The following is a 25,085-nucleotide window of genomic DNA, read 5'->3' as shown; positions in this document are numbered from 1 at the left end:
GGGTTTGGAAGGGAACAAACAGCCTGAAAACAAACATCCGTGACGTTGCAAACCAGGCGCGGGGAGATTGCCTCCCCGCGCTCGTGGGTTTACATGTCGTAACGCAGAGCCATGCCCACCGTGCGCGGCGCGCCGACGTCGATGATGTCGTCGCTGCGGTTGTTGGTGACGTACTCCTTGTCGAAAGCGTTCTTCACGTAGGCGGACACGGCAACGTTCTTGGTCACCTTGTACTCGGTGTTGAAGTTCACCAGCACGTAGTTGTCGCTACGGCGCTCACCGCTCACCTTGCCGCTGGCGTCGAACTCGTATTCCGAAGGCGCAGTGCTCTGATAGGTGACATCCGTACCGAAAATGAAGCGGTCGTCGAGGCGGTAGACGCCACCTACGGACACCTTGTATTTAGGCGAGTAAAGGAACGACTCACCGCTCATATCCTGGCCACTGCCCGTGATGAAGTCCTTGTATTTGCTATCGGTAATGGCGCCACCGACGTTCAGGGTCAGTTGTTCGGTGATGTCTTTCTCGACGAAGACTTCCAGGCCCTTGATGTCGCTGCGACCGGCGTTGAAGACATCGATAACCGAACTGCCGCTCTGCCGTACGCTGACCTGCTGGTCTTTCCAGTCGGTGTAGTACAGGTTGGCGCGGGCACGCAGGGTCTTGTCGAAGAACGAACCGCGATAGGAAAGCTCGTAGTTGGTGGTGTATTCCGGGTCGTAGGCCTGGTGACCACTACCGGAGCGCAGGTTGACGCCACCACCGCGGTAACCTTTTTGCACCATGAAACCGAGGTATTGATCAGTCGCCAATTCGTAGTCGATACCGAGCTTCGGCAGCACCGCATCGAACGACTTGCTGACATCGGCCGCTTCGGAGAAATCGTCCTGCTTGATCTCGGTGTCGTTCGTTTCGTGGTCGTAACGCAGGCCGGTGATCAAGGTCCAGCGTGGTGCGAACGTCCAGTTGACTTCACCGAACACGGCCTTGTTCTCGATGGTGGTATCGCCCTTGACCGTACCGAACAACGCGTCATCGAACAGCAATCGGTCGTGGATATCGTTGCTGTTGTGGCCATAGTAAGCGCCCACAAAACTCTTCACCGTGTCCGAGGTGTAGTTCAGGCGCAGCTCCTGACTGAACAGGTTTCCGTCTTGCTTACGCAGAACGACCTGATTGTCCACGGCATTCTGGTCGAAATCCAGGCGGTTGCTGTAGTCCGTACTGGTATTGGCCGTCATGCTCGTCAGCGACCACGCGTCGTTCAGGCGATAGTCCACCTTGGCGCTGAGGGTGTCCTGCTTGAGGTTGTCGAAAGCCTTTGTGTTGGAAGAGATGTCGTAATAGCTCGGCTTGCCGTTGACGCGCATGGTAGAACGGTCGCCCTGGCGGTGTTCGCTGTGGGCGTAGGTCAGCAGGACGTCGGTGTCGTCATTGGGCAGGATCAGCAGTTTGCCGCGCACGTTGCTGGTGCGACGCGGGTTGGCGTCGTCATTGAGGGCGGTGTTGCGGATGTAGCCATCACCTTCGCCATAGTCCACGGCGATACGGCCCGCGACCTTGTCGTCGATGATCGAGCCGCCGCCCGCCACGGCAGCACCGTGCTCACCGTAGTTGCCCACGTTGGTCTGCGCCGAGAAACTCGGTTCGAAGGTGGGATTCTTGGTCCGGATGACCACCGCACCCGCCAGGGAGTTACGGCCCTGGGTGGTGGACTGCGGCCCCAGGAAAACCTCGACCTGCTCGGCATCCCAGAGCGGGACCGGGCTGAGGGTCAGTGCGCGGTTGGGCTGGACGGCACCGTCGACATACACCGATACCGCACCGTTGAGGGCCGCCGGGCCCTGGTCGTCGAAACCGGACACCGGCACGCCACGGATACCCCAGTTCTCGTTGCCGGCCTGGCTATAGACGCCTGGCGTGCGGGCAAATACATCCACCAGGTCCTTGTCGGCATGCTCGCGCAGGTTCTTTTCAGTCACTACCACGACGCTGGACTGAGTCTGCTCAAGGGTACGGTCGATCTTTTCCCCCGACACCGTGATCGGAGCGATTTCCAGAGTGTTGGAAGCATCGGATTCTTCAGCCGCCCATGCGCAGTTGAGCAGACCGATCGCCGACCCCACCGCCAACGCAATTGTATTTTTTTTGAAATTCACGCCCCGTCCCCTGCGACAGATTTTTTTGGTTTTTTTGAGCCAGCCGAACCCCATCTCGGGCCAGCGGAGCGGAGTCTAATCCAAAAAAAATTTTAAATAAATAGTATTGATAATCCATCTCATTTGTACCTAATATGCCGCCGTGTATTGATCTGGATACATTTGCCGCCCCGTCTCGCACCATAGACCACTGCCTTGCTTTCACGGTCTTTGATGGGTCGAAAAAGATAAAAGAGGAAGCACAAGGATGACCTCAATCGAACACCTGCACGGGCGTTCCGAGCCGTTTTCAATCGCATCCACGCAAGGAAGCGCGGGGACTCTCCCCGTGGTGGTGCACGCGACAGCCGGACAGTCGATCCACGATCTGGACGCCTCGATTCGCGACAGCGTGGCCAATACCCTGACGACGGTGGGTGGCGTCCTGTTTCGCGGCTTCACTGTCGCCACGCCCATCGACTTCAAGCGCTTCGCCGCCAGTTTCGGCGCGCCGCTGGCCAGTTACGAATTCGGCTCCACGCCTCGCAGCAAAGTCTTTGCCGGGGTCTACAGCTCCACCGAATACCCGGCCCATCAATTCATTCCCCTGCACAACGAACAGGCCTACACCCGGCCCTGGCCTTCGCGCATCTGGTTCCACTGCATGAAAGCCAGCGACACGGGCGGCGAAACGCCGATTGCCGACAGCCGCCTGGTCTACCAGCGCATGCCCGCCGAGATCCGCGAGCTGTTCGCCAGCCGCGAACTGCTCTACGTGCGCAACTACAGCGGCGCCCTGGACTTGCCCTGGCAGAAAGTCTTCAACACCGAGGATCGTGCCCAGGTCGAACGTTATTGCCAGGACAACGACATCGAGTGGGAATGGAAAGCCGATGGTGACCTGCGCACCCGCCAGCGTTGCGCCGCGGTGCAACAGCATCCCGATACCGGTGAGTGGGTCTGGTTCAACCAGGCGCACCTGTTCCATGTGTCGGCCATCGAGCCGAGCGTACGCGCCAGCCTGCTGGCGGCGGTAGGGGAAGAGAACCTGCCGCGCCATGTCTACTTCGGCGATGGCTCGGCGATCGCCGACGAGATGCTCGACACCGTGCGCGAGGTCTATCGCCAGACTGCCATCAGCTTCCCCTGGCAGCCCGGCGACATCCTGATGCTCGACAACCGACTGGTGGCACACGGTCGCAATCCTTTCACCGGTGACCGCAAGGTCATCGTGGCCATGGCGTGAACTGACTCATGTTTTCATTCGAACATTGGATCGAGGTGCTGCAAGCCAACGCTCAGCACTTCCCCCAGCGTACTGCCCTGCACTTTCTGCCGGACGGTGTAGAGATCGGCGAAACCCTGACTTTTTCCCAGCTCGACGAGCAAGCCCGGTCACTGGCCGCGGCGCTGCAATCGCGCTACACGCCGGGCGACCGCGTGCTATTGATGTTGCCGACCAGCCTCGACTACGCCCGGGCGTTCTGCGCCTGCCTATATGCCGGGATGATCGCCGTGCCGCTGTTTCCGCCACCGTCGCGCAAGCCACGCCACCTGGACCGCGTACGCAATGTGGTGGTGGATGCCGAGCCGGGCCTGATCCTCGCTCCGGCGGATCATTGCGAAGGCCTGCGGGAGCTGGTGCAAGGCCAGGTCGATGTGTTGACCGTGCAGCAGTTGGGCACGCCGCCGGCCAGCCAGTGGCAACCACCGGCCATCGACGGATCCACCGTGGCATTCCTGCAATACACCTCCGGTTCCACGGGGTCGCCCAAGGGCGTCGAAGTGCGTCAGCGCAACCTCATTGCCAACGTCGAACTGATGCGCCAGGCCTACGGTTTCGATGAACACGGCGCCATGGTCAACTGGCTGCCGCTGTACCATGACATGGGCCTGATCGGCGGCATGCTGGCGCCGCTCTACAGCGGCATGCCGTGCTACCTGATAGCCTCCCAGACCTTCGTCAACGCGCCATCCACCTGGCTGCAGGCGCTGAGCCGCTACCGCGCCACCGCCAGTTTTGCCCCCAATTTCGCCTACGCCCTGTGCAACCGGGTGGTCAGTGACAACCTGATCGCCCAACTGGACCTGAGCAACTGGAAGCACGCCATCAACGGCGCCGAACCGATCCACCCCGGCACCCTCGAAGCGTTCGCCGAACGGTTTGCCGCCTGCGGCCTGAACCCCTTGGCCATCAGCCCCGGCTATGGCCAGGCCGAAGCCACGCTGTGCGTCAGCGCCACGCCGGCCGATGCCCTGCCGGTGGTCTTGCGCCTGGACAAGGCGATGCTGGAAACCGGTCGCGTCGCACTGGCCGCCGACGATGCCCCCGCCGTGGAGTTCGTCGCCTGCGGCTTCCCTCAGCCCTTGCACAGCATTGCCATCGTCGACCCGCAGACCTTCGAGCGCTGCGCCGCCGATCGCATCGGCGAAGTCTGGCTCAAGGGCCCGAGCAACGCCGAATCCTATTGGAACAATCCCCAGGCCACTCGCGAAGCCTTCGAGGCGCGCATTGTCGGCTCATCGGAACATTACCTGCGCTCCGGCGACCTGGGCTTCATGCACGAAGGCCAGGTGGTGATCTGCGGACGGCTCAAGGACCTGCTGATTCTCAACGGTCGCAATCTCTATCCCCACGACATCGAGTTCGCCATCACTGATGCCGAGCCGGGCATCCGCACCGGGCGCATCGCCGCGTTCTCGGAAATGGACCCGGTGCTGGGCCGCGAGAAGCTGGTGATCGTCGCCGAGCCACAGCGCAGGTTCGTCGACCCGGCGCGCCACCCAGCCCTGTTTGCCTCGATGCAGAACGCCGTGCGGGAAGCCGCCGATTGTGGCATCGACCAGATTGTCCTGGTAGAAGCCGGCACTATCCCGATGACCACCAGCGGCAAGATTGCCCGACAGGGCGCACGCAAGCAGCTGGCGGCGGGAACGCTGAGCATCATTGCCCAGAGCGGTGGCAGCCTCGCCGCATGCGGCGAGACGCTCGAACCAAAGGACCTCAAGCGCCTGGTAGCCGAAACCGCTCGACTGGCGCCGACCGCATGCCGTCAGTGGCTGGAGCAGACCCTGCACAAGGTCAATCCCTATTGCTCGGCAGACTTCGAACTCAGCCTGGTTGGCCAGGGCCTGGATTCCATCGGCGTGGCCGACTTCGCCGCTCGGCTGTACAACGACCTGGGCTGGAACCTCGACACCCAGGACTTGTTCGGCGAACGAACCCTCGGGCAATGGGCCCTGGCCCTGGAGGAGTTTCTCCGCGCCCCGGCACCGAGCGCCACCACTTCGATGCAGCGCGCCGACCTCCAGGCCGGTCGCCAGTCGTTCGCTCAGAGCCGCCTCTGGTTCCTGCGTCAACTGAACCCGGACGACACCCAGCACAATCTGGTACTGCACCTGCAACTGCACGGTCCCCTGGACATCGAGACGCTGGCATCGCGGCTGAACGCCCTGGTCCAGCGCCATGGCGTGCTGCGCACGGTATACCGCGACAGCGTCGAAGGCCCGCAACAACGGGTGCTGCCGGTGACGGCGGTAGCGCTGGAGCAGCATGACTTGCGCAGCTTGAGCGAGGCGCAGCAACAGCAGGCGATGCGTGACCGCCTGGCCCACGAACATGCCACGCCCGTGGATCTTGACGCCGGGCCGGTGCTGCGCGCGCAGTTGCTCAGCCAGGATGACCAGCGACACGACCTGCTGTTGACCCTGCATCACATCGCTTTCGATGGGCGCTCGGCGCAAGTATTGCTGGAGGAACTGGCCGGTTCGGCAGACACCGCGCCACCGGTGCAATACCTGGACTTCGCACAATGGGAAGCCTTGCACTGGAGCGAACAACGGATTGCCACGGAGCAGGCATTCTGGCGCGAGTACCTGGCCGGCGTGCCTCAGTCCCTGGCGCTGGGCGGCAGCGGCAGGAATCCGGGCCAGCACAGCCTGGATTTCAAGGTGCCCCAGGCCACCTGCGACCAGCTGGGGGCATTGGCTCGCGACCGGGGCATGACTTTATTCATGCTGCTGTTGGCCAGTTACCAACTGGTCCTGCGGCAACTGGGCGGCCAGCAGCAGTTCCTGCTGGGCACCGATGTCAGCGGCCGGCCGCTGGCGCAACACGCGGATGTCATCGGTTTCTTCGTCAACCAGTTGACCCTGCGCTGCGACCTGCACGGCGAAGCGACCCTGGCCGGTTTCCTCGAACGTGTCCGCGATGAAGCCCGACGGGCCTACGCCCACCAGGGCCTGCCGTTCGACCTGGTGGTCTCGGCCCTCTCGCCGCAACGCCGTGCCGGCCATTCGCCGCTGTTCCAGGTGAAACTCAACTATCAACCGTCACGCGTCACACCGACCGAAATCGCCGGCGCGCAGCTAACGGCGCTGGACGTAGCCCAGGCGCCGGGGGACTTCCATCTGGTCCTCGACCTGGTGCATGGCGCCGAAGGCCTCGACGCGACGCTCAAGTACCGCGGCGAATACTTCGACCAGGATCGCGCCGCGCGGCTGCAACACCTGTGGATGTGCCTGCTGGAGCAGACCCGCAACCTGCTGGATGAGCCATTGCCGGCGTTGGCCGAGCGCATCGATGGCTGGGACCAGGCTTTTCAGCGTGAACGCCAACAGTCCCAGGCGCTGGCCGGTCGCAGCCAGATGATGCAAGCCAAACGTCGCTCATTGTCCCTTTAACCGAGTCGGATGCCGTTATGTCTACCCTGCCCTCATCGCCACGCGCCCTGGGCGCCGTGCGTCGTAAAGCCATGAACGTCTCTGAACAACAACTGGTCAGCGAGCGCCTGCTCAGCCCGCAACATGCCCTGCCCCTGGTGATCGAGCCGGCTGTCAGTGGCGTCGACCTGGCCGCCTGGGCTGCCCGTGAACGCGAGTCGCTGGAAAAGAAAGTGCTGCAGTACGGCGCACTGCTGTTTCGCGGCTTCAACGTAACCTCTGTCGAACAGTTCGACCAGGTGATTGCCGCCCTCTCCCCCGGGGCGCTGGAATACATGTTCCGAGCTTCGCCCCGTACCCGGGTCGGCGGCAACATCTATACCTCGACCGACTACCCGGCCGACCAGATGATCTTTCCCCACAACGAACATTCCTACTCGCCACGCTTTCCGCTGCGCCTGTTCTTCTACTGCCAGCAGCCGTCCGAGACTGGCGGGCAAACCCCGATCGGTTCCACCCGAGCCGTGAAAGCCCGGATCAGTCCCGAGATCGAGGCGCGGTTCCGGGAAAAGGGCGTGCTGTACGTGCGCAACTACGGCGACGGTTTCGGCTTGCCGTGGCAAACCGTGTTCCAGTCCGAAGACCGCAACGAGGTGCAGGCGTATTGCGCCAGCGTTGGCATCGAAGTGGAATGGAAGGAAAACAATCGCCTGCGCACCCGCCAGCGCGGCCCGGCCGTGGTGCGTCATCCACGCACCGGCGAGGAAGTCTGGTTCAACCACGCGACTTTTTTTCACATCAGCACCCTGCCCCCGGCGATCCGCGATTCGCTGCAGAGCAACTTCAACGACCTGGACCTGCCGACCAACACCTTTTATGGCGACGGCGAACCCATCGAGCCGCACGTGCTGGAGTCCCTGCGCACGGCCTATCTCGATTCGCTGGTGCGGTTCAGCTGGCAACAGGGCGACGTGTTGTTCATCGACAACATGCTCGCCGTCCACGGTCGTGAACCCTTTACCGGCAAGCGCGCAATCATGACCGGCATGGCTGAAGCCCTGCTGTCGAGCGACGTCGCCGTCTGACATTCAAGGGGGCACCCACCGTTCCCCGGAGGCCTGGCCGACCTGTCGACAAGCCCCGAGCGCTGTGCCGCACCCCAGGTTCAAGCCCTTTTCAGTCGAGATCAACATGAACGGACTTCAAGGTTTTCGCATTTCGCCGCAACAGGCATCGGTATATCCCCACCTCAACGGCGTGGCCGCCCATTCTTTGAGCTGCCATCTACAGTGGGCGGTGTCCCTGCCGCTGGAGGTCGATGCGTTGAACGAGCGCCTGCTCGCGCTCGTGGCCGACAACGAGATCTTGCGCACACGCCTGATGCCGGTGCCGGGGTTGCGCCATCCGGTGCAGGTAATCGACGAGACTGGCTCCCTGAAAGTGGAGCTGCTGGACTTGCAACAACACAGCCCCGCCAAACAGGACAGCGCCTTGAAGCGACTGGCCATCCAGGCCCGCGACTGGGCGACGCCCTTGTACGTGACCCTGGTGCGCCTGCCCGGTGAGCAAAGCGTGCTGGACCTGGCGGCCGCCAGCAGCCATTTGGATCTGGCCAGCCTGAAGTGGCTGGCCGGTGCATTGCTGCAGGACAGCACCGCGCCGCTGTCGGACGTTTTGCAATATGCCGATTACGCCGAATGGCGCTGGAGCCTGGTGGAAGACGAACCGGATCATCCCGGCGTCAGCTTCTGGAAACCATCGAGCGAAACCGAACAGGCTGCCTTGCAATTGTCCCTCGAAGCGGCGAGCGCCGGCGCTTTCGCCCCTGCCCGCTACGACCTGACATTGCCCGCCGCCCTGGCCACCCACCCGGCCCTGACGGCGAACCTGGCATTGACCGCATGGGCCGTCGTACTCGGCCGGCTGGCGGGCCAGCAACAGGTTCCCCTTGCCGTGGTCCATGAAAGCCGTGGCCCGGAACTGGAAAACGCCCTGGGCCTGTTCGAGCAATGCCTGCCCGTCAGCCTCGAACTGGATGCCCAGGCGACTTTGCTGGAGCAGAGCACCCAGGTCGGTGCCTGCGTCGAACGAGCCATGGGCTGGCAGGACTACTATACCCACGATCTCTCTGCGGACTACGCCTTCGCCTGGCGTTGCGGCGATGCCCGGGAACGTTTTGCCGGGGCGGTGATGGCGCCGGCAAAGGCCTGCCTGAACGTACGCCAGCTCCCCGACCGCGTGCAGGCGCATCTGGTCTATGATCGCCACGCACTCAGCGCCGAAGCCGCCGCCTGCCTGGCCGAGCAGTGGCTGCAATTGCTGCAGGGTGCCCTGGCGGAACCGCAACGGGCCTGGGCCCATCTGCCCCTTGGTGGACCGCTCCAGTCGCAGGTGGTGGCGAACGAGCCGAACCGGCCGAACATCGAACCGCTGACGCTGGTGGAACTGATTGCCCGCCGCGTTCGCCAGCAGCCGGATGCCATCGCCCTCAGCGACCAGGACGGCGAGCTGAGCTACAGCCGCCTGGATGCCTGCGCCACGCACCTGGCTCATCGACTGGTCGGCGCCGGCATCGGCCCGGGGGTGCCCGTGGGGATTGTGTTCCCGCGCGGCAATGCCGCCATTGTCGCCATGCTCGCGGTCCTGAAGGCCGGCGGTGCCTATGTGCCAATCGACCCGACCTACCCGGCCGACCGACGGACCTACATGCTCGCCGACAGCGCCATCGACCATATCGTGGTCAGCGCCGAGCTGGCCGACAGCGTACCGGCCAGCCTGCAACGCTTCGTGCTCGACGAGCTGAGCGCCGAGGACGCCAGCCATCTGCCAGCCCTGCCGACGCCAGGAGCGGACGACCTGGCCTACCTGATCTATACCTCCGGCTCCACCGGTGCACCCAAAGCCGTGGAAATCACTCACGGTGCCCTGAGCTTCTCCACTCAGGTACGCATGGCCGCCTATGAGACGCCAGTGCGGGCCTATCTGCTGCTGTCCTCCTTCGCCTTCGACAGTTCGGTCGCCGGGATTTTCTGGACCCTGGCCCAGGGCGGACGCCTGGTATTGCCCGCCACCGGCGAAGAGTTGGAAATGGCGCGCCTGGCCCAATTGATCACAGAGCACCAGGTCAGCCACGGCCTGTCGCTGCCATCGCTGTACCAGGCCTTGCTCGATCAGTTGCAGCGCAGCGGCGGGAGCGACAGCCTCGAATGCTGGATCGTCGCCGGCGAAGCCTGTCCGCCGTCCCTGGTGGCGCAACACGGCAAGACCCTGCCGCAAGCCCGATTGGTCAACGAATACGGCCCCACCGAAGCCACGGTATGGGCCACCTACGAAGTTCTGGAACCCAACCGCAGTGTCAGCATCGGGCGTCCCATCGCCGGCATGGACTTGCGCCTGCTCAACGAACAGGACGTTGCCTGCGGCATCGGCGAGCCAGGTGAAATCGTCCTCGCCGGCCCGACCCTGGCCCGTGGCTATCGCAACAAACCCGAAGAAACCGCCAAGGCCTTCGTCACCCTGGCCGACGGCACCCGCGCCTACCGTACCGGCGACCTGGCCTGCTGGCTGGCGGATGGGCGCCTGGCGTTCCTTGGCCGCAAGGACCATCAGGTCAAGGTTCGCGGCTACCGCATCGAACTGGGAGAAATCGAACGCCAGCTGTGCAGCCACAGCGACGTACGCGAAGCCGCGGTGATCGTCCAGGAGCACACCGCCGGCAAGCGCCTGCTCGCCTACATCCTGGCCGCCCACGGCTACGCCCCGGACTCGGAGGCGATCAAGCGCTTCCTCGGTGAGCGCCTGCCCTCGTACATGGTGCCGGCCCAGGTCCTGACCCTGCCGACCTTCCCGCGTACCCCCAACGGCAAGCTCGACATTCGCCAGTTGCCTGATCCGGACCAGTTCGACGCAAGCGCCCACGTGGCCCCGCGCAATGCCATGGAAACCACCCTGCAAGCCATCGTCGCCAAGGTCTTGAAGCTGTCCACCGTGAGCGTCACCGACAACTTCTTCGCCATCGGCGGCGACTCGATCCTCAGCCTGCAAGTGGTGGCCCAGGCCCACGAGCAAGGCATCGCGCTGTCGGCCAAGCAAGTCTTCGAACGCCAGACCATCGCGGCCATGGCCGAAGTTGCGCAACCGCTGGCCGCCGACGCCGTCGAGCCCGTGGCCGAGAGCACCGAATTCAGCGCCTCGGGCCTGTCCGATGACGAAATGCAAGCCCTGATGGCCGAACTGAACGAGACCGACCTGTGACCGGTTCCTTGCGCCGCCGTGCCGCCGTCGCCCCTTTTTACGCAGGACGCTTTCAATGACCACCGAAAAAACCACCAGCAATCCGATCGAAGACATCTACCCGCTGTCGCCACTGCAACAGGGGATGCTGTTTCACTCCTTGCTGCATGAAGACTCCGGCGTCTACCTGATGCAGGATCGCTACCGCATCGGCGGGGCCATCGACGAAGTGGCGTTTCTCGAATCCTGGCGTCGGGTGGTAGCGCTGCACCCGTCCCTGCGTGCCAGCTTCCAATGGAAAAGCCAGAAGCAACCGGTGCAGGTGATCCACCGGGAGGTCAAGGTGCCGTTGGACACCCTCGACCTGCGCGGCCTGGCGCCCCACGAGCAGGAAGCGCGGATCCGCACACTGCTGGAGGACGAACAGAAAGTCGGCTTCAACCTGTCGAAGCCACCGCTGATCCGCTTCCGCCTGGTGCGCCTGGCCGACGAGTCCTACGAGTTCATTCGCAGCTTCCACCACATCCTGATGGATGCCTGGTGCATTTCCCTGGTGACCGTGGATTTCCTCAAGGTCTATGAAGCGCTGTGCAACGACCGCACGCCGGAACTCAAAAGCCCGCGGCCATTTCGCGACTACATCCAATGGCTGCAGCGCCAGGATGCCGGCAAGGCCGAGCAGTTCTGGCGCGGCCAGCTGCAAGGTCTCAGTGCGCCCACGCCGCTGACCGTGGACAATGGCGTGAGCCGCGACCGCTACACCGATGCGGTGCTGGTGGACGATCAATTGATCCACCTGGACGAACAGCAAACCCAGGCGCTGGCCACTTTCTGCCGCCAGCGTCGCATCACTGCGAACACGTTCTTCCAAGGGGTCTGGTCGTTGCTGCTGTCGCGCTACAGCGGGCAACGGGACGTGGTGTTCGGCGTCACCGTGGCCGGTCGGCCCGCCGACCTGACCGGTGTGGCTGAAATGATCGGCCTGTTCATCAATACCTTGCCCTTGAGGGTTTCAGTGGACCCGGACGCTGCCCTCGGCAATTGGCTGCAAGCCTTGCAGGGGCTCAATGTCGACATGCGCGACTTCGAGCACACACCGCTGACCGACATCCAGGGCTGGAGCGATTTCCCTCGCGGCGAAACCCTGTTCGACAGCATCCTGGTGTTCGAGAACGCACCCATCGACGAGCAGATCCTCGAAGGGGGCTTCCAGTTCAGCCTCGAAGGCATGGACCACAGCGTGCACACCCACTACGGCCTGACCGTGGTGATCCTGCCCGGTGAACAGCTGGGTATCCGGGTGTCCTACGACCGTGAGCGCTTCGATGCCGCTACCGTGCAGCGCCTGTTGGGTCACATCGCCAGCCTGGTGCACAGCATGCTGGCCGCGCCCGACGCGCCCCTAGGCAGCTTCGAACTGCTCGCCCCACAAGAGCGCCAGCGACTGCTGGGCGAATGGGCGGTCAATCCCCATGAGTTCCCCCTGGATCAAAGCTACGCGCAACTGTTCGCCGCCCAGGTCGCCCAGCGAGGTGGGCAGGTGGCCGCGGTCTGCGCCGGTGAATCCCTGACCTACGCCGAGCTGGACCGGCTTTCCACCCGCCTGGCCCATGCCCTGCGCGCCGCCGGCGCCAGCGAGGGTGACCTGGTGGCGCTGCTGGCCCCCCGGGGCCTGGCGTTGTTGACCATGATGCTGGCGGTGTTCAAGGCCGGCGCGGCGATGCTGCCATTGGAAGTCAATCATCCGCCGGAGCGCCTGCGGGAAATCCTTGGCCTGTCCCGTGCCCCGTTCCTGATCGCCAGCGAAGGTTGCAGCGGTCTGCTCGATCAATTGCTCAGCGGCCTCGACCAGGCCCCCGAAGCCCTGTTCGCCCAAGCCTGCTGGGCATCTGGCAACGACGCGCCCTTGCCGGCCCTCGCCGGCCCGGACAGCCTGGCCTACGTGCTGTTCACCTCGGGCTCGACCGGTAGGCCCAAGGGCGTGATGATCGAGCAACGGGGCATGCTCAATAATATCTTCGGCAAAGTGCCGGCCCTGGGGCTTGGCGCCGACGACCGGATTCCCCAGACCGCCTCGGTGGCCTTCGACATTTCGGTGTGGCAGTTCCTCGCCGCGCCAGTGCTGGGCGCTACCGTCCATATCCTTGCGGACGAAGTCGCCCACGACCCGCAGCGCCTGCTACAGGTCCTGGCCGAGGAGCGCCTGAGCGTGCTGGAGATCGTTCCGAGCCTGATGCGCACCCTGCTCGCCCTGTGCCCGTGCGACCTGCAATTGCCCGATCTGCGCTGGGTGTTGCCCACTGGCGAAGCCCTGCCACCGACCGTGGCCCGGGACTGGTTCGCGCGCTTTCCCGACATTGCCTTGATGAACGCCTACGGGCCGGCCGAATGCGCCGATGACGTGGCGTTCCAGGCCATTTTCGAAGCACCGGCGGCCGAAGTCAGCCACATGCCCATCGGCCGTCCGACGGCCAACAACCGCATGTATGTGCTCGATGATTACCTGCGCCCGGTGCCGGTTGGCGTGGCCGGGGAAATCTGTGTCGGCGGCGTCGGCGTCGGCCGTGGCTACCTGCACGATCCACAGCGCACCGCGCAGGCGTTCATCGACCATCCGCAACTCGAAGGACGCCTGTATCGCACCGGTGACCTGGGACGCTGGCGTGCAGATGGCGTGATCGAATACCTCGGCCGCCGTGACCAGCAGGTAAAGCTGCGTGGGCACCGCATCGAACTGACCGAAATCGAACACCGTCTGGCGCAGCATGAAAACGTGCGCGAAGCCGCGGTCCTGCTGCAGGAAAATACCGTCGGCGAAGCCTGGCTGGTGGCGTACTGGTCGGCCCATGACCAAGCCCAGGGCAGCGACGGCCTGAGTGAACACCTGCGGGCGCAGCTGCCACCGTACATGGTGCCGGCCGCGTTCGTCTGCCTGGACAAACTGCCCCTGAACAATAACGGCAAGGTCGATCGCAAGGCCCTCGCCGCACGAGAACTGGACTGGCAGGGCGACACCCGGCAAAGCATCGCCCCGCGCAACGACCTGGAAAGCAGCGTGGCGAAGATCTGGGCCGAGGTGCTGGGTCGGGACACAGTGGGGGTGGAAGACAACTTCTTCACCCTTGGCGGGCATTCGTTGCTGGCGACCCAGATCGTGGCTCGCCTGCGTACCCATTTCAAACTCGACCTGCCGTTGCGTGTGCTGTTCGAGCATCCCACCGTGGCCCTGCTGGCCGTGGCCATCGCCACCCGCCAGGCCCAGGCCGCCGAACCGCAAGCCGCGCCCATCAGTGCCCCCAAGGCCCAGCCGCGTCCGGCGTTGCTGCCGTTGTCGTTCTCGCAGCAACGACTGTGGTTCATCGAGCAACTGACACCGGGCACTACCCTGTTCAACATCCCGTTCGCCCTGCACCTTAAGGGTAAACTCGATGTCCAGGCGCTGCACGCCAGCCTGAACGACCTGCTGGCGCGCCACGAAATCCTGCGCACCGGCATCCACAGCGTCGACGGCGTACCGTGCCAGCGCATCAGCGCAACCCTGGACATCGCGTTGCCCTTCGAGGACCTGTCGGGCCTGACCGCCACCGCTCGGGCGGGTGCGCAATTCAATGCCCTGCAAGAGACCTTCGAACAGCCTTTCGACCTGGCCTGCCCGCCGTTGCTGCGCGCCCGCTTGCTGCGCCTGGCGCCGGATGAACATGTGCTGGGCATCGCCCTGCACCACATGGTCTCCGACGCCTGGTCGGCCACCATCGCCCTGCGCGAGCTGGCCCTGGGCTACGAAGCCCGCTGCAACGGTGCCGCCGCCGAGCTGCCGGCGCTGCCGGTGCAATACGCCGACTTCGCCCTCTGGCAGCGGGAGCATTTGCAGGGCGCCGAACTCAAGCGCCAACTGGACTACTGGACCGCCACCCTGGATCGCCGCGACAGCGAAGGCAGCCCACTGCTGGCCCTGCCCACCGACCATCCGCGGCCATCGGTGCAGAGCTACCGCGCCGGGATCGTCCAGCGCGAACTCAGCGCCGACCTCAGCAAGCGAGTTCAGGCCTTTGCCAGTCGCCTCGGCACCACGCCATTCACCGTTCTGTTCGCTGGCTTCGCCGTACTGATGCACCGCTTGAGCGGCGACGCCACGGTGCTGGTCGGCACCCCGGTGACCCACCGTGAACAGCCGGGCACCGAAGGCCTGCTGGGTATTTTGCTGAACAACCTGGCGATCCGCGCCGACTTCGAGCCACAAGCGGACTTCACCGCCCTGGTCCAACAAGTGGCCGAGCGGCTGCGCAACGGCCTGCGGCACCAGGACCTGCCTTTCGAACAACTGGTGGACAGCCTGCAACTGCCCCGAAGCCTCAGCCATGCACCGCTGTACCAGGTGATGGTCGCCCAGCAACTGGCCATGGAATCGCGCCTGCGCTTCCCCGGGCTGGCATTCGAGGCCCTGGACACCCCGCTGCGCCACTCCGAATGCGACCTGGACCTGCATGTGCTGTGTCCGGCCGATGCGCCGATCCAGCTGGAACTGATGTTCGCCCTGGACCTGTTCGTGGCCGACAGCGCCCGCCAGACCCTGGCCCGCCTGGAGCATCTGCTGGAGCGGATGCTCGCCGAACCGCAACTTCCGGTGGCAGCGTTGCCGTTGCTGATGGCGGACGAATGGCAGCGCACCGTGGTCGAGTGGAACCGCACCGAAATGGAGGTACCGCGCCACCTGACCTTCGCCCAACTGTTCGAACAACAGGCCGAGCGAACTCCGGAGCGTGACGCACTGACCTTCGCAGGACGCAGCCTGAGTTATGGCGAACTGAACCGCCGGGCCAACCAGGTGGCGCACTACCTGCGCGGGCGTGGCGTGGGCGCCAACAGTCCGGTGGCGCTGTGTGTCGAGCGCTCCCTGGAACTGCTGATCGGCCTGCTGGGCATCCTCAAGTCCGGGGGCGCCTATGTGCCGCTGGATCCGAGCTACCCGGCGGACCGCCTGGCCTACATGCTCGAAGACGCGCAGCCGGCGTTGCTCCTCGGTCAGCACGGGCTGCTGGAACAATTGGGGGCCGGGCTGCCACGCGTTCACCTGGACAGCGACGCGGCCTTGTTCGCTCACCAGCCGGACAGCAACCCGGCGCCGCTTTCCGGCCCGCAAGACCTGGCCTACATCATGTACACCTCCGGCTCGACCGGTAAGCCCAAAGGCACCCTGGTTACCCAGGCCTCGGTGGTCAACCTGGCCTGGGCACGTATCCATGGCCTGTACCGGCGCTACACCGACCAGCCGATGCGCACCAGTTTCAACTACTCCTTCGCCTTCGACAGTTCGGTGGCCGAGCTGATCCTGCTGCTCGACGGCCACAGCCTGTACCTGACGCCGGAAGACGTGCGCTACGACCCCGAGGCGCTGGCGCAGTTCTTCCGCGAGACCCGCCTGGAGGCCTTCGAATGCACCCCGGCACAGCTCAAGGCCCTGCTGGAAAGCGAAGGCGTGCGACGTGGCGAGGTGTACCTGCCCCGCTTCGTGCTGTTCGGTGGCGATGCCGTGGACACCCAGCTGTGGCAACGCCTGCCAGCGATTGCCGGCAGCCGCTTCTTCAACACCTACGGCCCCACCGAATGCACGGTTGACGCCACCGGTTGCGCGGTGGACGACTTCCCCCAGCGCCCGATCATCGGCCGCCCCATCGCCAACGTGCGCACCTACGTGCTCGATGCCTTCCTCAACCCGATGCCGGTGGGCGTCCCGGGGGAGCTGCACATCGGCGGTGCCGGCGTGACCCTGGGTTACCTCAACCGCGCCGAGCAGACCGCCAAGGTCTTCATCGAAGACCCGTTCTCGTCCCTGCCCGGTGCCCGGTTGTACAAATCCGGCGACCTGGTGCGCTGGTTGCCCGATGGCCAGCTCGAATACCTCGGACGCATGGACCATCAGGTGAAGATCCGTGGCTTCCGCGTCGAACTGGGGGAAATCGAAACCCTGCTCGGCGCGCAACCAGGCGTGCGCCAGGCCGTGGTGCTGGCTCGCGAAGACGTGCCCGGCGACAAGCGCCTGGTGGCCTACGTCACTTGCGAACAGCAGGCCGATATCGATGCCTGGCGCAAGGCCATTGGCGCAGCCCTGCCCGACTACATGGTGCCCTCGGCCTTCGTGGTGCTCGATGAACTGCCGTTGACCGACAACGGCAAGCTCAACCGCAAGGCGTTGCCGGCGCCGGACATCCAGGCCGCGCCGGACGCGCTGGATCCGCCACGCGGCGGTGCCGAGCGGCAACTGGCGGCCCTGTGGTCCGAACTGCTGAAGGTGCCGGCGGCGCAGATCGGTCGCGACAGCCACTTTTTCTACCTTGGCGGCCACTCGCTGCTGGCGGCGACACTGTTCGCCCGCCTGCGCCAACAGTTCGCCACGGTACCGCCGCTGCGGGCCGTTTTCGAACACCCGACCCTCCAAGCCCTGGCCGCCTTGCTGGGCGATCCCCTGCAAGCGGCGACGGCCTTCGTCCCGGCGCCACGCCCGGCGCGCTTGCCGTTGTCGTTCGAGCAGCAGCGCCTGTGGTTCCTCGAACAACTGAGCGTCGGTGGCGGTGAATACAACGTGGTCAGCGCGGTGCAGCTGGACGGCGAACTCGATACCCAGGCCCTGCAGGTAGCCTTGAACAACGTGATCCAACGTCACGAGATCCTGCGCAGCCGCATCGTGCGCGACACCGACGGCGAGCTGATGCTGGTGGTCGATGGGCAGGTCGATGTCCCGCTGCAGGCAACGGTACTGGAAGCTGCCTGCGACGCCGCCTGGCAGCAGTTGACCGATGATGCCCTGCGCCAAGCAACCGGACGTCCGTTCGATCTGGCCCGCGAAATCCCCGTGCGAGCCACCTTGATACAGCGCAGTGGCGGTAACCAGTCGCTGTTGTTGCTCACCGTGCATCATTGCGCAACCGACGATGCGTCCAGCCAGAACCTGCTGGATGAGCTGGGTCGCTTCTACGCCGCCCAATGCCAGGGCACCGCGACATTACTGCCAGAGCTGGCCCTGCAATACCCGGACTATGCCCTCTGGCAACGCGAACCCGCCCAGCAGCGCCTGTTCAGCCAGCAACTGGAATACTGGCGCAACCAATTGGAGGATGGCGATTACCTGCTGGACCTGCCCACCGAGCAAGGCCGTCCCGACCACCTCGCTCCGGCCGCCGGTGCCGTCCAACTGCAACTGCCACCAGCGCTGGTGGCGCGTCTGCGGCAATTCGCCCAGCAACGCGGCGCCACCCTGTACATGCTGATGCTGAGTGCGGCGCAACTGCTGCTGGGCCGCTACGCCAACCAGCGCGATGTGCGGGTCGGCAGTCCGGTGGCCCAGCGGCCGTTCGCCGAGCTGCAGCCTTTGATCGGTTGCTTCGTCAACACCGTGGTCATGCGCGCCGATCTCGATCCGAGCCTGGATTTCGAAGGCTTGCTGAGCCAGGTGCGCAACCGCGTACTGGACGCCCAGCAGCACCAGGACGTGCCGTTCGAGCAGGTCGTGGACCACCTCAAGCCTTCCCGCAGCCTCGGCCAGACGCCACTGTTCCAGGTGCTCTTCGTCATGCAGAACGCCGATGCCTGCGGCCGGCACTGGCCGCGACTGCATGTCAGCGAACGAGCGGTGACCGCCCAGGCCACCAAGTACGACCTGAACTGGGAAGTGCACGACGGCGAAGTGCTGTCGGTGTTGCTGGAATACCGTGCCGCGTTGTTCAGCGAAACCACCGCCCGGCGTTGGTTGACGCAATGGCAGCAACTGCTGGAAGCCATGCTCGACGCGCCACAGACCCGTCTCGGGGAATGGACGCCGATGGCGGCAGCCGAGCGCCAACGCCAGCTGGTCGAATGGAACGCCACCGACCGCCACTACAGCGGCCCGACCAACCTGCACACGGCCCTGAGCCAGCAGGCAGCCCTGAGCCCCAACGCCCCGGCGCTGGTGTTCGAAGGCCAACGCCTGAGCTATGCCGAACTGGACCAGCGTGCCCAGGTCGTCGCCCGCGCCCTGCGCGCCGCCGGCATCGGCGCCGAGCACATCGTGCCGGTGTGCATGGAGCGCTCGGTGGAAATGGTCGTGGCCTTGCTCGGCATCGTCCATGCCGGCGCCGCGTGGCTGCCGCTGGACCCGCAATTGCCGGCCGCGCGCCTGGCCTTCCTGATCCAGGACGCCGATGCCAAGGTCACCCTGACCCAGGCGCAGTGGCTGGAGCGCCTGCCGGCCGGGCACCTGGCCTGGACCCTCGACGCCCTGCCCCAGGCCCCGGCGTTCGAACCCATCAGCGTCGCCGCCAATGACCTGGCCTACGTGCTCTACACCTCCGGTTCCACCGGCCAGCCAAAAGGCGTGATGAACGAACACGGCGCCTTGATGAACCGCCTGTACTGGATGCAGGACGCCTTCCCGATCGGCCCGAACGACCGGGTCCTGCAGAAGACCCCGTACAGCTTCGACGTGTCGGTATGGGAGTTCTTCTGGCCGCTGATCACCGGCGCCACCCTGGTGGTGGCCCGTCCGGACGGCCACCGTGACCCGGCTTACCTCAGCCAGTTGATCCAGCAGGAACAGGTCACCACGTTGCACTTCGTGCCGTCCATGCTGCGGGCGTTCGTCGAGGAACCGAGCCTGGTGAATTGCCACAGCCTGCGCCAGGTGTTCGCCAGCGGCGAAGCCTTGCCAGTGGACCTGGTGCGGCGTTTCATGGGCCAGCACCCGGCCGCCCTGGTCAACCTGTATGGCCCCACCGAAGCGGCCATCGACGTCTCGGTCTGGCGTTGCTCGGCGGACGACACAATCGTGCCGATCGGCAAGCCCATCGCCAACCTGCGCCTGTACATCCTCGACGAAGCCATGCAGCCATTGCCCATCGGCAGCATCGGCGAGCTGTACATCGGCGGCGTCGGCGTGGCCCGTGGCTATCTGAAACGCCCGGACCTGACCGAAGAACGCTTCCTCGCCAGCCCGTTCGTGGCCGGCGACCGTCTGTACCGCACCGGCGACCGCTGCCGTTTCCTGGCCGATGGAAACATCGAATACCTGGGACGTCTCGACCATCAGGTCAAGCTGCGGGGCCAGCGCATCGAGCTGGGGGAAATCGACGCCGGACTGCTGGCGCAAGCGGGCGTTCGCGACGCCGCGACCTTGTTGCTGGACCAGCGCCTGGTGAGCTTCTGGTGTGGTGAGGCTGACGAAGCCACCCTGCGTGCCACCCTGGGCGAACGCCTGCCTTCGCACATGCAGCCGAGTCTTTTCGTGCAGCTCGACCGCCTGCCGCTCAACAGCAACGGCAAGCTGGACCGCAAGGCCCTGGCTGCCACGCCGCTGCCGCAAAGCCAGAGCGACCAGCCGCGCACCGCGCCGCGCAATGCCACTGAAACCGTGCTCTGCGAACTGTTCAGCGAGGTGCTGGACTGCTCTGTCGTCGGTATCGAGGACCACTTTTTCCAACTCGGCGGCCACTCCTTGCTGGCCACCCGTCTGGTCAGCCGGGTCCGTGAACGCCTGGGGGTGTCCCTGCCCTTGCCGCTGGTGTTCGCCCAGCCGACGGTGGCGGCCCTGGCCAGGCACTTGCGGGCGGCTCTGCCCGATGAATCGATCAGCGTACAACCGCGCCCGGCGCAACTGCCCCTGGGCCTGGCCCAACGCCGGTTCTGGATGCTCAGCCGACTGGTGCCTGAGTCCCGCGAATACCACATGCCATTCGCTCTGACCTTGCGCGGCGAACTGCAGGTCCAGGCCCTGCGCGCGGCATTCGAGCAGGTCAGCCAGCGCCACCTGGTGCTGCGCAGCCGGATCGTCGAGGTCCAGGGGGAGCCACAGTTGCTGATCGACCCGCAGGGTCCGGCACTCGCGGTCACCTCGGTGCCGACCCAGGACTGGACTTGGGCTTGCGCCAAGGCCCAGGACGAACTGATGGCACCGTTCGACCTGGCTGCCGCCGCGCCATGGCGCGCGCACCTGTTGCAGCGCCAGGACAGCGACGAGCACCGTCTGCTGGTCTGCCTGCATCACAGCGCCACCGATGGCTGGGCCATGCAATTGCTCATCGACGAGCTGACCCAGGCCTATGCCGCCGGGCTGAACGGACAGGCCCCCGCCTGGGCACCGCTGGAGATCGATTACGTCGACTTCGCCCTGTGGCAGCAGCACCCGGACACCCAGGCACGGCGTAACAGCAGCCTGGAATACTGGAAAAACCATCTGGGCCAGGACAATTATCAACTGGACCTGCCCATCGATCATCCGCGCGGCGCCGAAGTCGACCGTCGTGCCCGGCAGGTAATCGTCAGCCTCGGTGCCGAACGGGCCGAAGCCATCCGCCGATTCGCCCGTCAACGGGGCACCACCACTTATGTGGTCCTGGCCACCGCCTTGAGTGCGCTGCTGGCGCGCTACAGCGGGCAACGCGAGATTCGCCTCGGCACGCCGGCGGACCAGCGTGACCAGGCGCAATCCCAGGCGCTGCTGGCCTGTCTGGTCAACACCCTGGTAATCCGTAGCGACGTCGAGCAGCGTGCGCCGGCCGAACGCTTGCTGACCAGCCTCGAAGCCGACCTGCGTGCGGCCCAGGCCCACGCCGACCTGCCTTTCGCCACCCTGGTCAGCACCGTTGCCCAGCATCGTGACCTGAACCGCACGCCGCTGTTCCAGGTACTGTTCTCTCTCAACTACGGTCGCGTGGACAGCCGTCAATGGCCGGGGCTGGAGGTGCAAGAGCAGACCCTGCCAGTGGTCGATGCCAAGTTCGAGCAAAGCTGGGAAGTCCAGGACGACGGCAGTGACATGACCCTGTCACTGGAGTACCAGGCGGCGTTGTTCGACGAAACGACAATGCAGCGCTGGAGCGCACAGTGGTGCGCGCTGCTCGATGCCTTGGTGGCGACGCCGCAGCGCACGTTGATCGAGCTGTTCCCGCAGCAGCAGGACCAGCCACGACTGGACCAGTGGAACGCCACCGACCGCCACTACAGCGGCCCGACCAACCTGCACACGGCCCTGAGCCAGCAGGCAGCCCTGAGCCCCAACGCCTCGGCGCTGGTGTTCGAAGGCCAACGCCTGAGCTATGCCGAACTGGACCAGCGTGCCCAGGTCGTCGCCCGCGCCCTGCGCGCCGCCGGCATCGGCGCCGAGCACATCGTGCCGGTGTGCATGGAGCGCTCGGTGGAAATGGTCGTGGCCTTGCTCGGCATCGTCCATGCCGGCGCCGCGTGGCTGCCGCTGGACCCGCAATTGCCGGCCGCGCGCCTGGCCTTCCTGATCCAGGACGCCGATGCCAAGGTCACCCTGACCCAGGCGCAGTGGCTGGAGCGCCTGCCGGCCGGGCACCTGGCCTGGACCCTCGACGCCCTGCCCCAGGCCCCGGCGTTCGAACCCATCAGCGTCGCCGCCAATGACCTGGCCTACGTGCTCTACACCTCCGGTTCCACCGGCCAGCCAAAAGGCGTGATGAACGAACACGGCGCCTTGATGAACCGCCTGTACTGGATGCAGGACGCCTTCCCGATCGGCCCGAACGACCGGGTCCTGCAGAAGACCCCGTACAGCTTCGACGTGTCGGTGTGGGAGTTCTTCTGGCCGCTGATCACCGGCGCCACCCTGGTGGTGGCCCGTCCGGACGGCCACCGTGACCCGGCTTACCTCAGCCAGTTGATCCAGCAGGAACAGGTCACCACGTTACACTTCGTGCCGTCCATGCTGCGGGCGTTCGTCGAGGAACCGAGCCTGGTGAATTGCCACAGCCTGCGCCAGGTGTTCGCCAGCGGCGAAGCCTTGCCAGTGGACCTGGTGCGGCGTTTCATGGGCCAGCACCCGGCAGCCCTGGTCAACCTGTATGGCCCCACCGAAGCGGCCATCGACGTCTCGGTCTGGCGTTGCTCGGCGGACGACACAATCGTGCCGATCGGCAAGCCCATCGCCAACCTGCGCCTGTACATCCTCGACGAAGCCATGCAGCCATTGCCCATCGGCAGCATCGGCGAGCTGTACATCGGCGGCGTCGGCGTGGCCCGTGGCTATCTGAAACGCCCGGACCTGACCGAAGAACGCTTCCTCGCCAGCCCGTTCGTGGCCGGCGACCGCCTGTACCGCACCGGCGACCGCTGCCGTTTCCTGGCCGATGGCAACATCGAATACCTGGGACGTCTCGACCATCAGGTCAAGCTGCGGGGCCAGCGCATCGAGCTGGGGGAAATCGATGCGGCCCTGCTGGACCTGCCGGCGATCACCGCTGCCTGCACCCTGGTCATCGACAACCGCCTGGTGGCGTTCTACAGCGGCAGCGCCGTGCAATCGGAACTGGACAACCTGTTGGCGGCCCAGTTGCCGGCGTACATGGTGCCTTCGGTATGGGTCGAAGTACCGGCCTTGCCGTTGAACAGCAACGGCAAGATAGACCGCAAGGCCCTGGCGGCGCTGCCCTTGCCGCAGACCCAGAAAGACTACGCGGCACCGCGCAATGACCTGGAGCGCCTGCTTTGCCAACTGTTCGGCGAACTGCTCGGCGAAACCCTGACCGGTGGACAGCAGGTCGGCACCTCGGACAGCTTCTTCGCCCTGGGCGGTGACTCGATCCTTGGCCTGAAACTGATCTCCCGCCTGCGCGAGCAGGGTTATGCCCTCACCCCGAGGGACCTGTTCCGCTCGCCGACCCCGGCGGCGCTGGCCCAGGTGACCACGGCCCTGCTGAGCCAGGCCGAACAGGGTGATGTGACCGGTACGATGCCGCTGATGCCGCTGCACCAGTGGTTCTTCGATCAACAGCAGCCCGAGGCCGGCCATTGGAACCAGTCGGTGCTGGCCGACAGCGAGCGACGTCTCGACGCGGCCGTGGTACAGGCCACCCTGGACCGACTGGTGGCCCACCATGACGCCCTGCGCCTGCGTTTCGCCCAGGTCGAGGGACAATGGCAAGCGCGCATCGCGCCCGTGGCACCTGCACGACTGACCTGCTGCGAACATCCCGAACAGCTGCTGGACGTGGCCCGCAGCCTCGACCTGCAGGACGGTCCGCTGTTTGCCGCCGCACTGCTGGAAGGCGCACCGCAACGCCTGTACCTGGTGGCCCATCACCTGGTGGTGGACGCGGTCTCCTGGACGCCGTTGCTGGAAGACTTCCAGCACCTTTACCCGGCCCTGGAACGCGGCGAAAACCCGACGTTGCCGGCCAAGACCACGTCCTACCGTCAATGGGCGGAGCGTTTGCAGGCCCATGCCATCAAGGTCAGCGCCGAACAGCGCTACTGGAGCACCCAGCCGGGAGCGAACCCGGCGCCTGTGGCCACCGTGGCCGAACGGCAGACCCTGTCAGCCCGCTGGGATGCCACTCGTACCCATCAATGGCTGACCGAGGCCCACGCGGCCTACCGCACGCAACCGGAAGAACTGTTGATCGCCGCCCTCGCCGCGACCCTGGCCGAGGTGGAAAGCCGCAGCGACATCGTGGTGGACCTGGAGCGCCATGGTCGGGATGCGCCATTCGACGGCCTGGACGTGAGCCGCACCGTCGGCTGGTTCACCACGCTGTACCCATTGCGGGTCAATGCCAGCGGCGCCCCGGGCGACCAGGTGCGTAACGCCAAGGAAGCCTTGCGCGCCGTGCCGGGCCAGGGCCTGGGTTACGGGCTGCTGCGCCAGCGGGGTCAATTGCCGGCCAGCAGCGGCGACGTACTGTTCAACTACCTGGGCCATGAGCAGACGCCCGAGGGCTGGTTGCGCCCCAGCAGCCTGACTCCGCCACCGGACGTGGCTCCCGCCAACCGGGTGACCCATGACCGGGAAGTGGTGGCCTGGCTGGAGGAAGGCGTATTGCGCGTCGAGTGGCACAGCGTCACGCCAGCCATCGACCGCCAGTTGCCCGCTCGCCTGCTGGAACGTTTGCAGGTGTTGGTCGAGCACTGCCTCGATCCCCAGGCCGGTGCGCTGATGCCATCGGACTTCCCGCTGGCCAAGGCGCTGAACCAGAAATCCCTGGACAAGCTGCTGGGCAAGCTCAAGACCAAACCGAATTCCCAAAGCTAGCGAGCGATGCGGCCGCGGGGTCCTCGACCACC

At 65.2% G+C, this 25,085-nt stretch carries 6 protein-coding genes; 5 read left to right on the top strand and 1 reads right to left on the bottom strand.

All coding sequences use genetic code 11. The features are described from left to right. Positions 1-89: 89 nt before the first annotated feature. Complete coding sequence (locus BW992_RS19905; RefSeq protein WP_076407362.1) at positions 90-2,159, bottom strand: TonB-dependent receptor; 2,070 nt, start codon at positions 2,157-2,159, stop codon at positions 90-92. Between the two features lie 247 nt (positions 2,160-2,406). Between BW992_RS19905 and BW992_RS19900 the strand changes: the two genes are divergently transcribed. The 5 genes from BW992_RS19900 to BW992_RS19880 all read left to right on the top strand — a co-directional run bounded on the left by BW992_RS19900 (position 2,407) and on the right by BW992_RS19880 (position 25,053). Beyond that, the gene (locus BW992_RS19900) at positions 2,407-3,384 is read left to right on the top strand and encodes a TauD/TfdA family dioxygenase (protein ID WP_076406963.1); all 978 of its coding nucleotides are present in this window, start codon (positions 2,407-2,409) and stop codon (positions 3,382-3,384) included. Positions 3,385-3,392: 8 nt separating this feature from the next. Further along, the gene (locus BW992_RS19895) at positions 3,393-6,821 is read left to right on the top strand and encodes a condensation domain-containing protein (RefSeq protein WP_076406962.1); all 3,429 of its coding nucleotides are present in this window, start codon (positions 3,393-3,395) and stop codon (positions 6,819-6,821) included. 17 nt (positions 6,822-6,838) lie between these two features. Further along, a complete protein-coding gene (locus tag BW992_RS19890; RefSeq protein WP_076406961.1) occupies positions 6,839-7,885 on the top strand; it encodes a TauD/TfdA family dioxygenase in 1,047 nt (348 codons plus the stop codon). A gap of 106 nt (positions 7,886-7,991) precedes the next feature. After that, positions 7,992-11,054: a non-ribosomal peptide synthetase gene (locus tag BW992_RS19885; RefSeq protein ID WP_076406960.1), complete on the top strand. Its 3,063-nt coding sequence runs from the start codon at positions 7,992-7,994 to the stop codon at positions 11,052-11,054. Positions 11,055-11,109: 55 nt separating this feature from the next. Continuing rightward, complete coding sequence (locus BW992_RS19880; protein WP_076406959.1) at positions 11,110-25,053, top strand: non-ribosomal peptide synthetase; 13,944 nt, start codon at positions 11,110-11,112, stop codon at positions 25,051-25,053. Positions 25,054-25,085: the final 32 nt, after the last annotated feature.

It is taken from the genome of Pseudomonas sp. 7SR1 (assembly GCF_900156465.1).
GTDB lineage: Bacteria > Pseudomonadota > Gammaproteobacteria > Pseudomonadales > Pseudomonadaceae > Aquipseudomonas.
The sequence above is the reverse complement of the archived record's forward strand: the minus strand, read 5'-3'. Positions and strand labels throughout refer to the sequence as shown.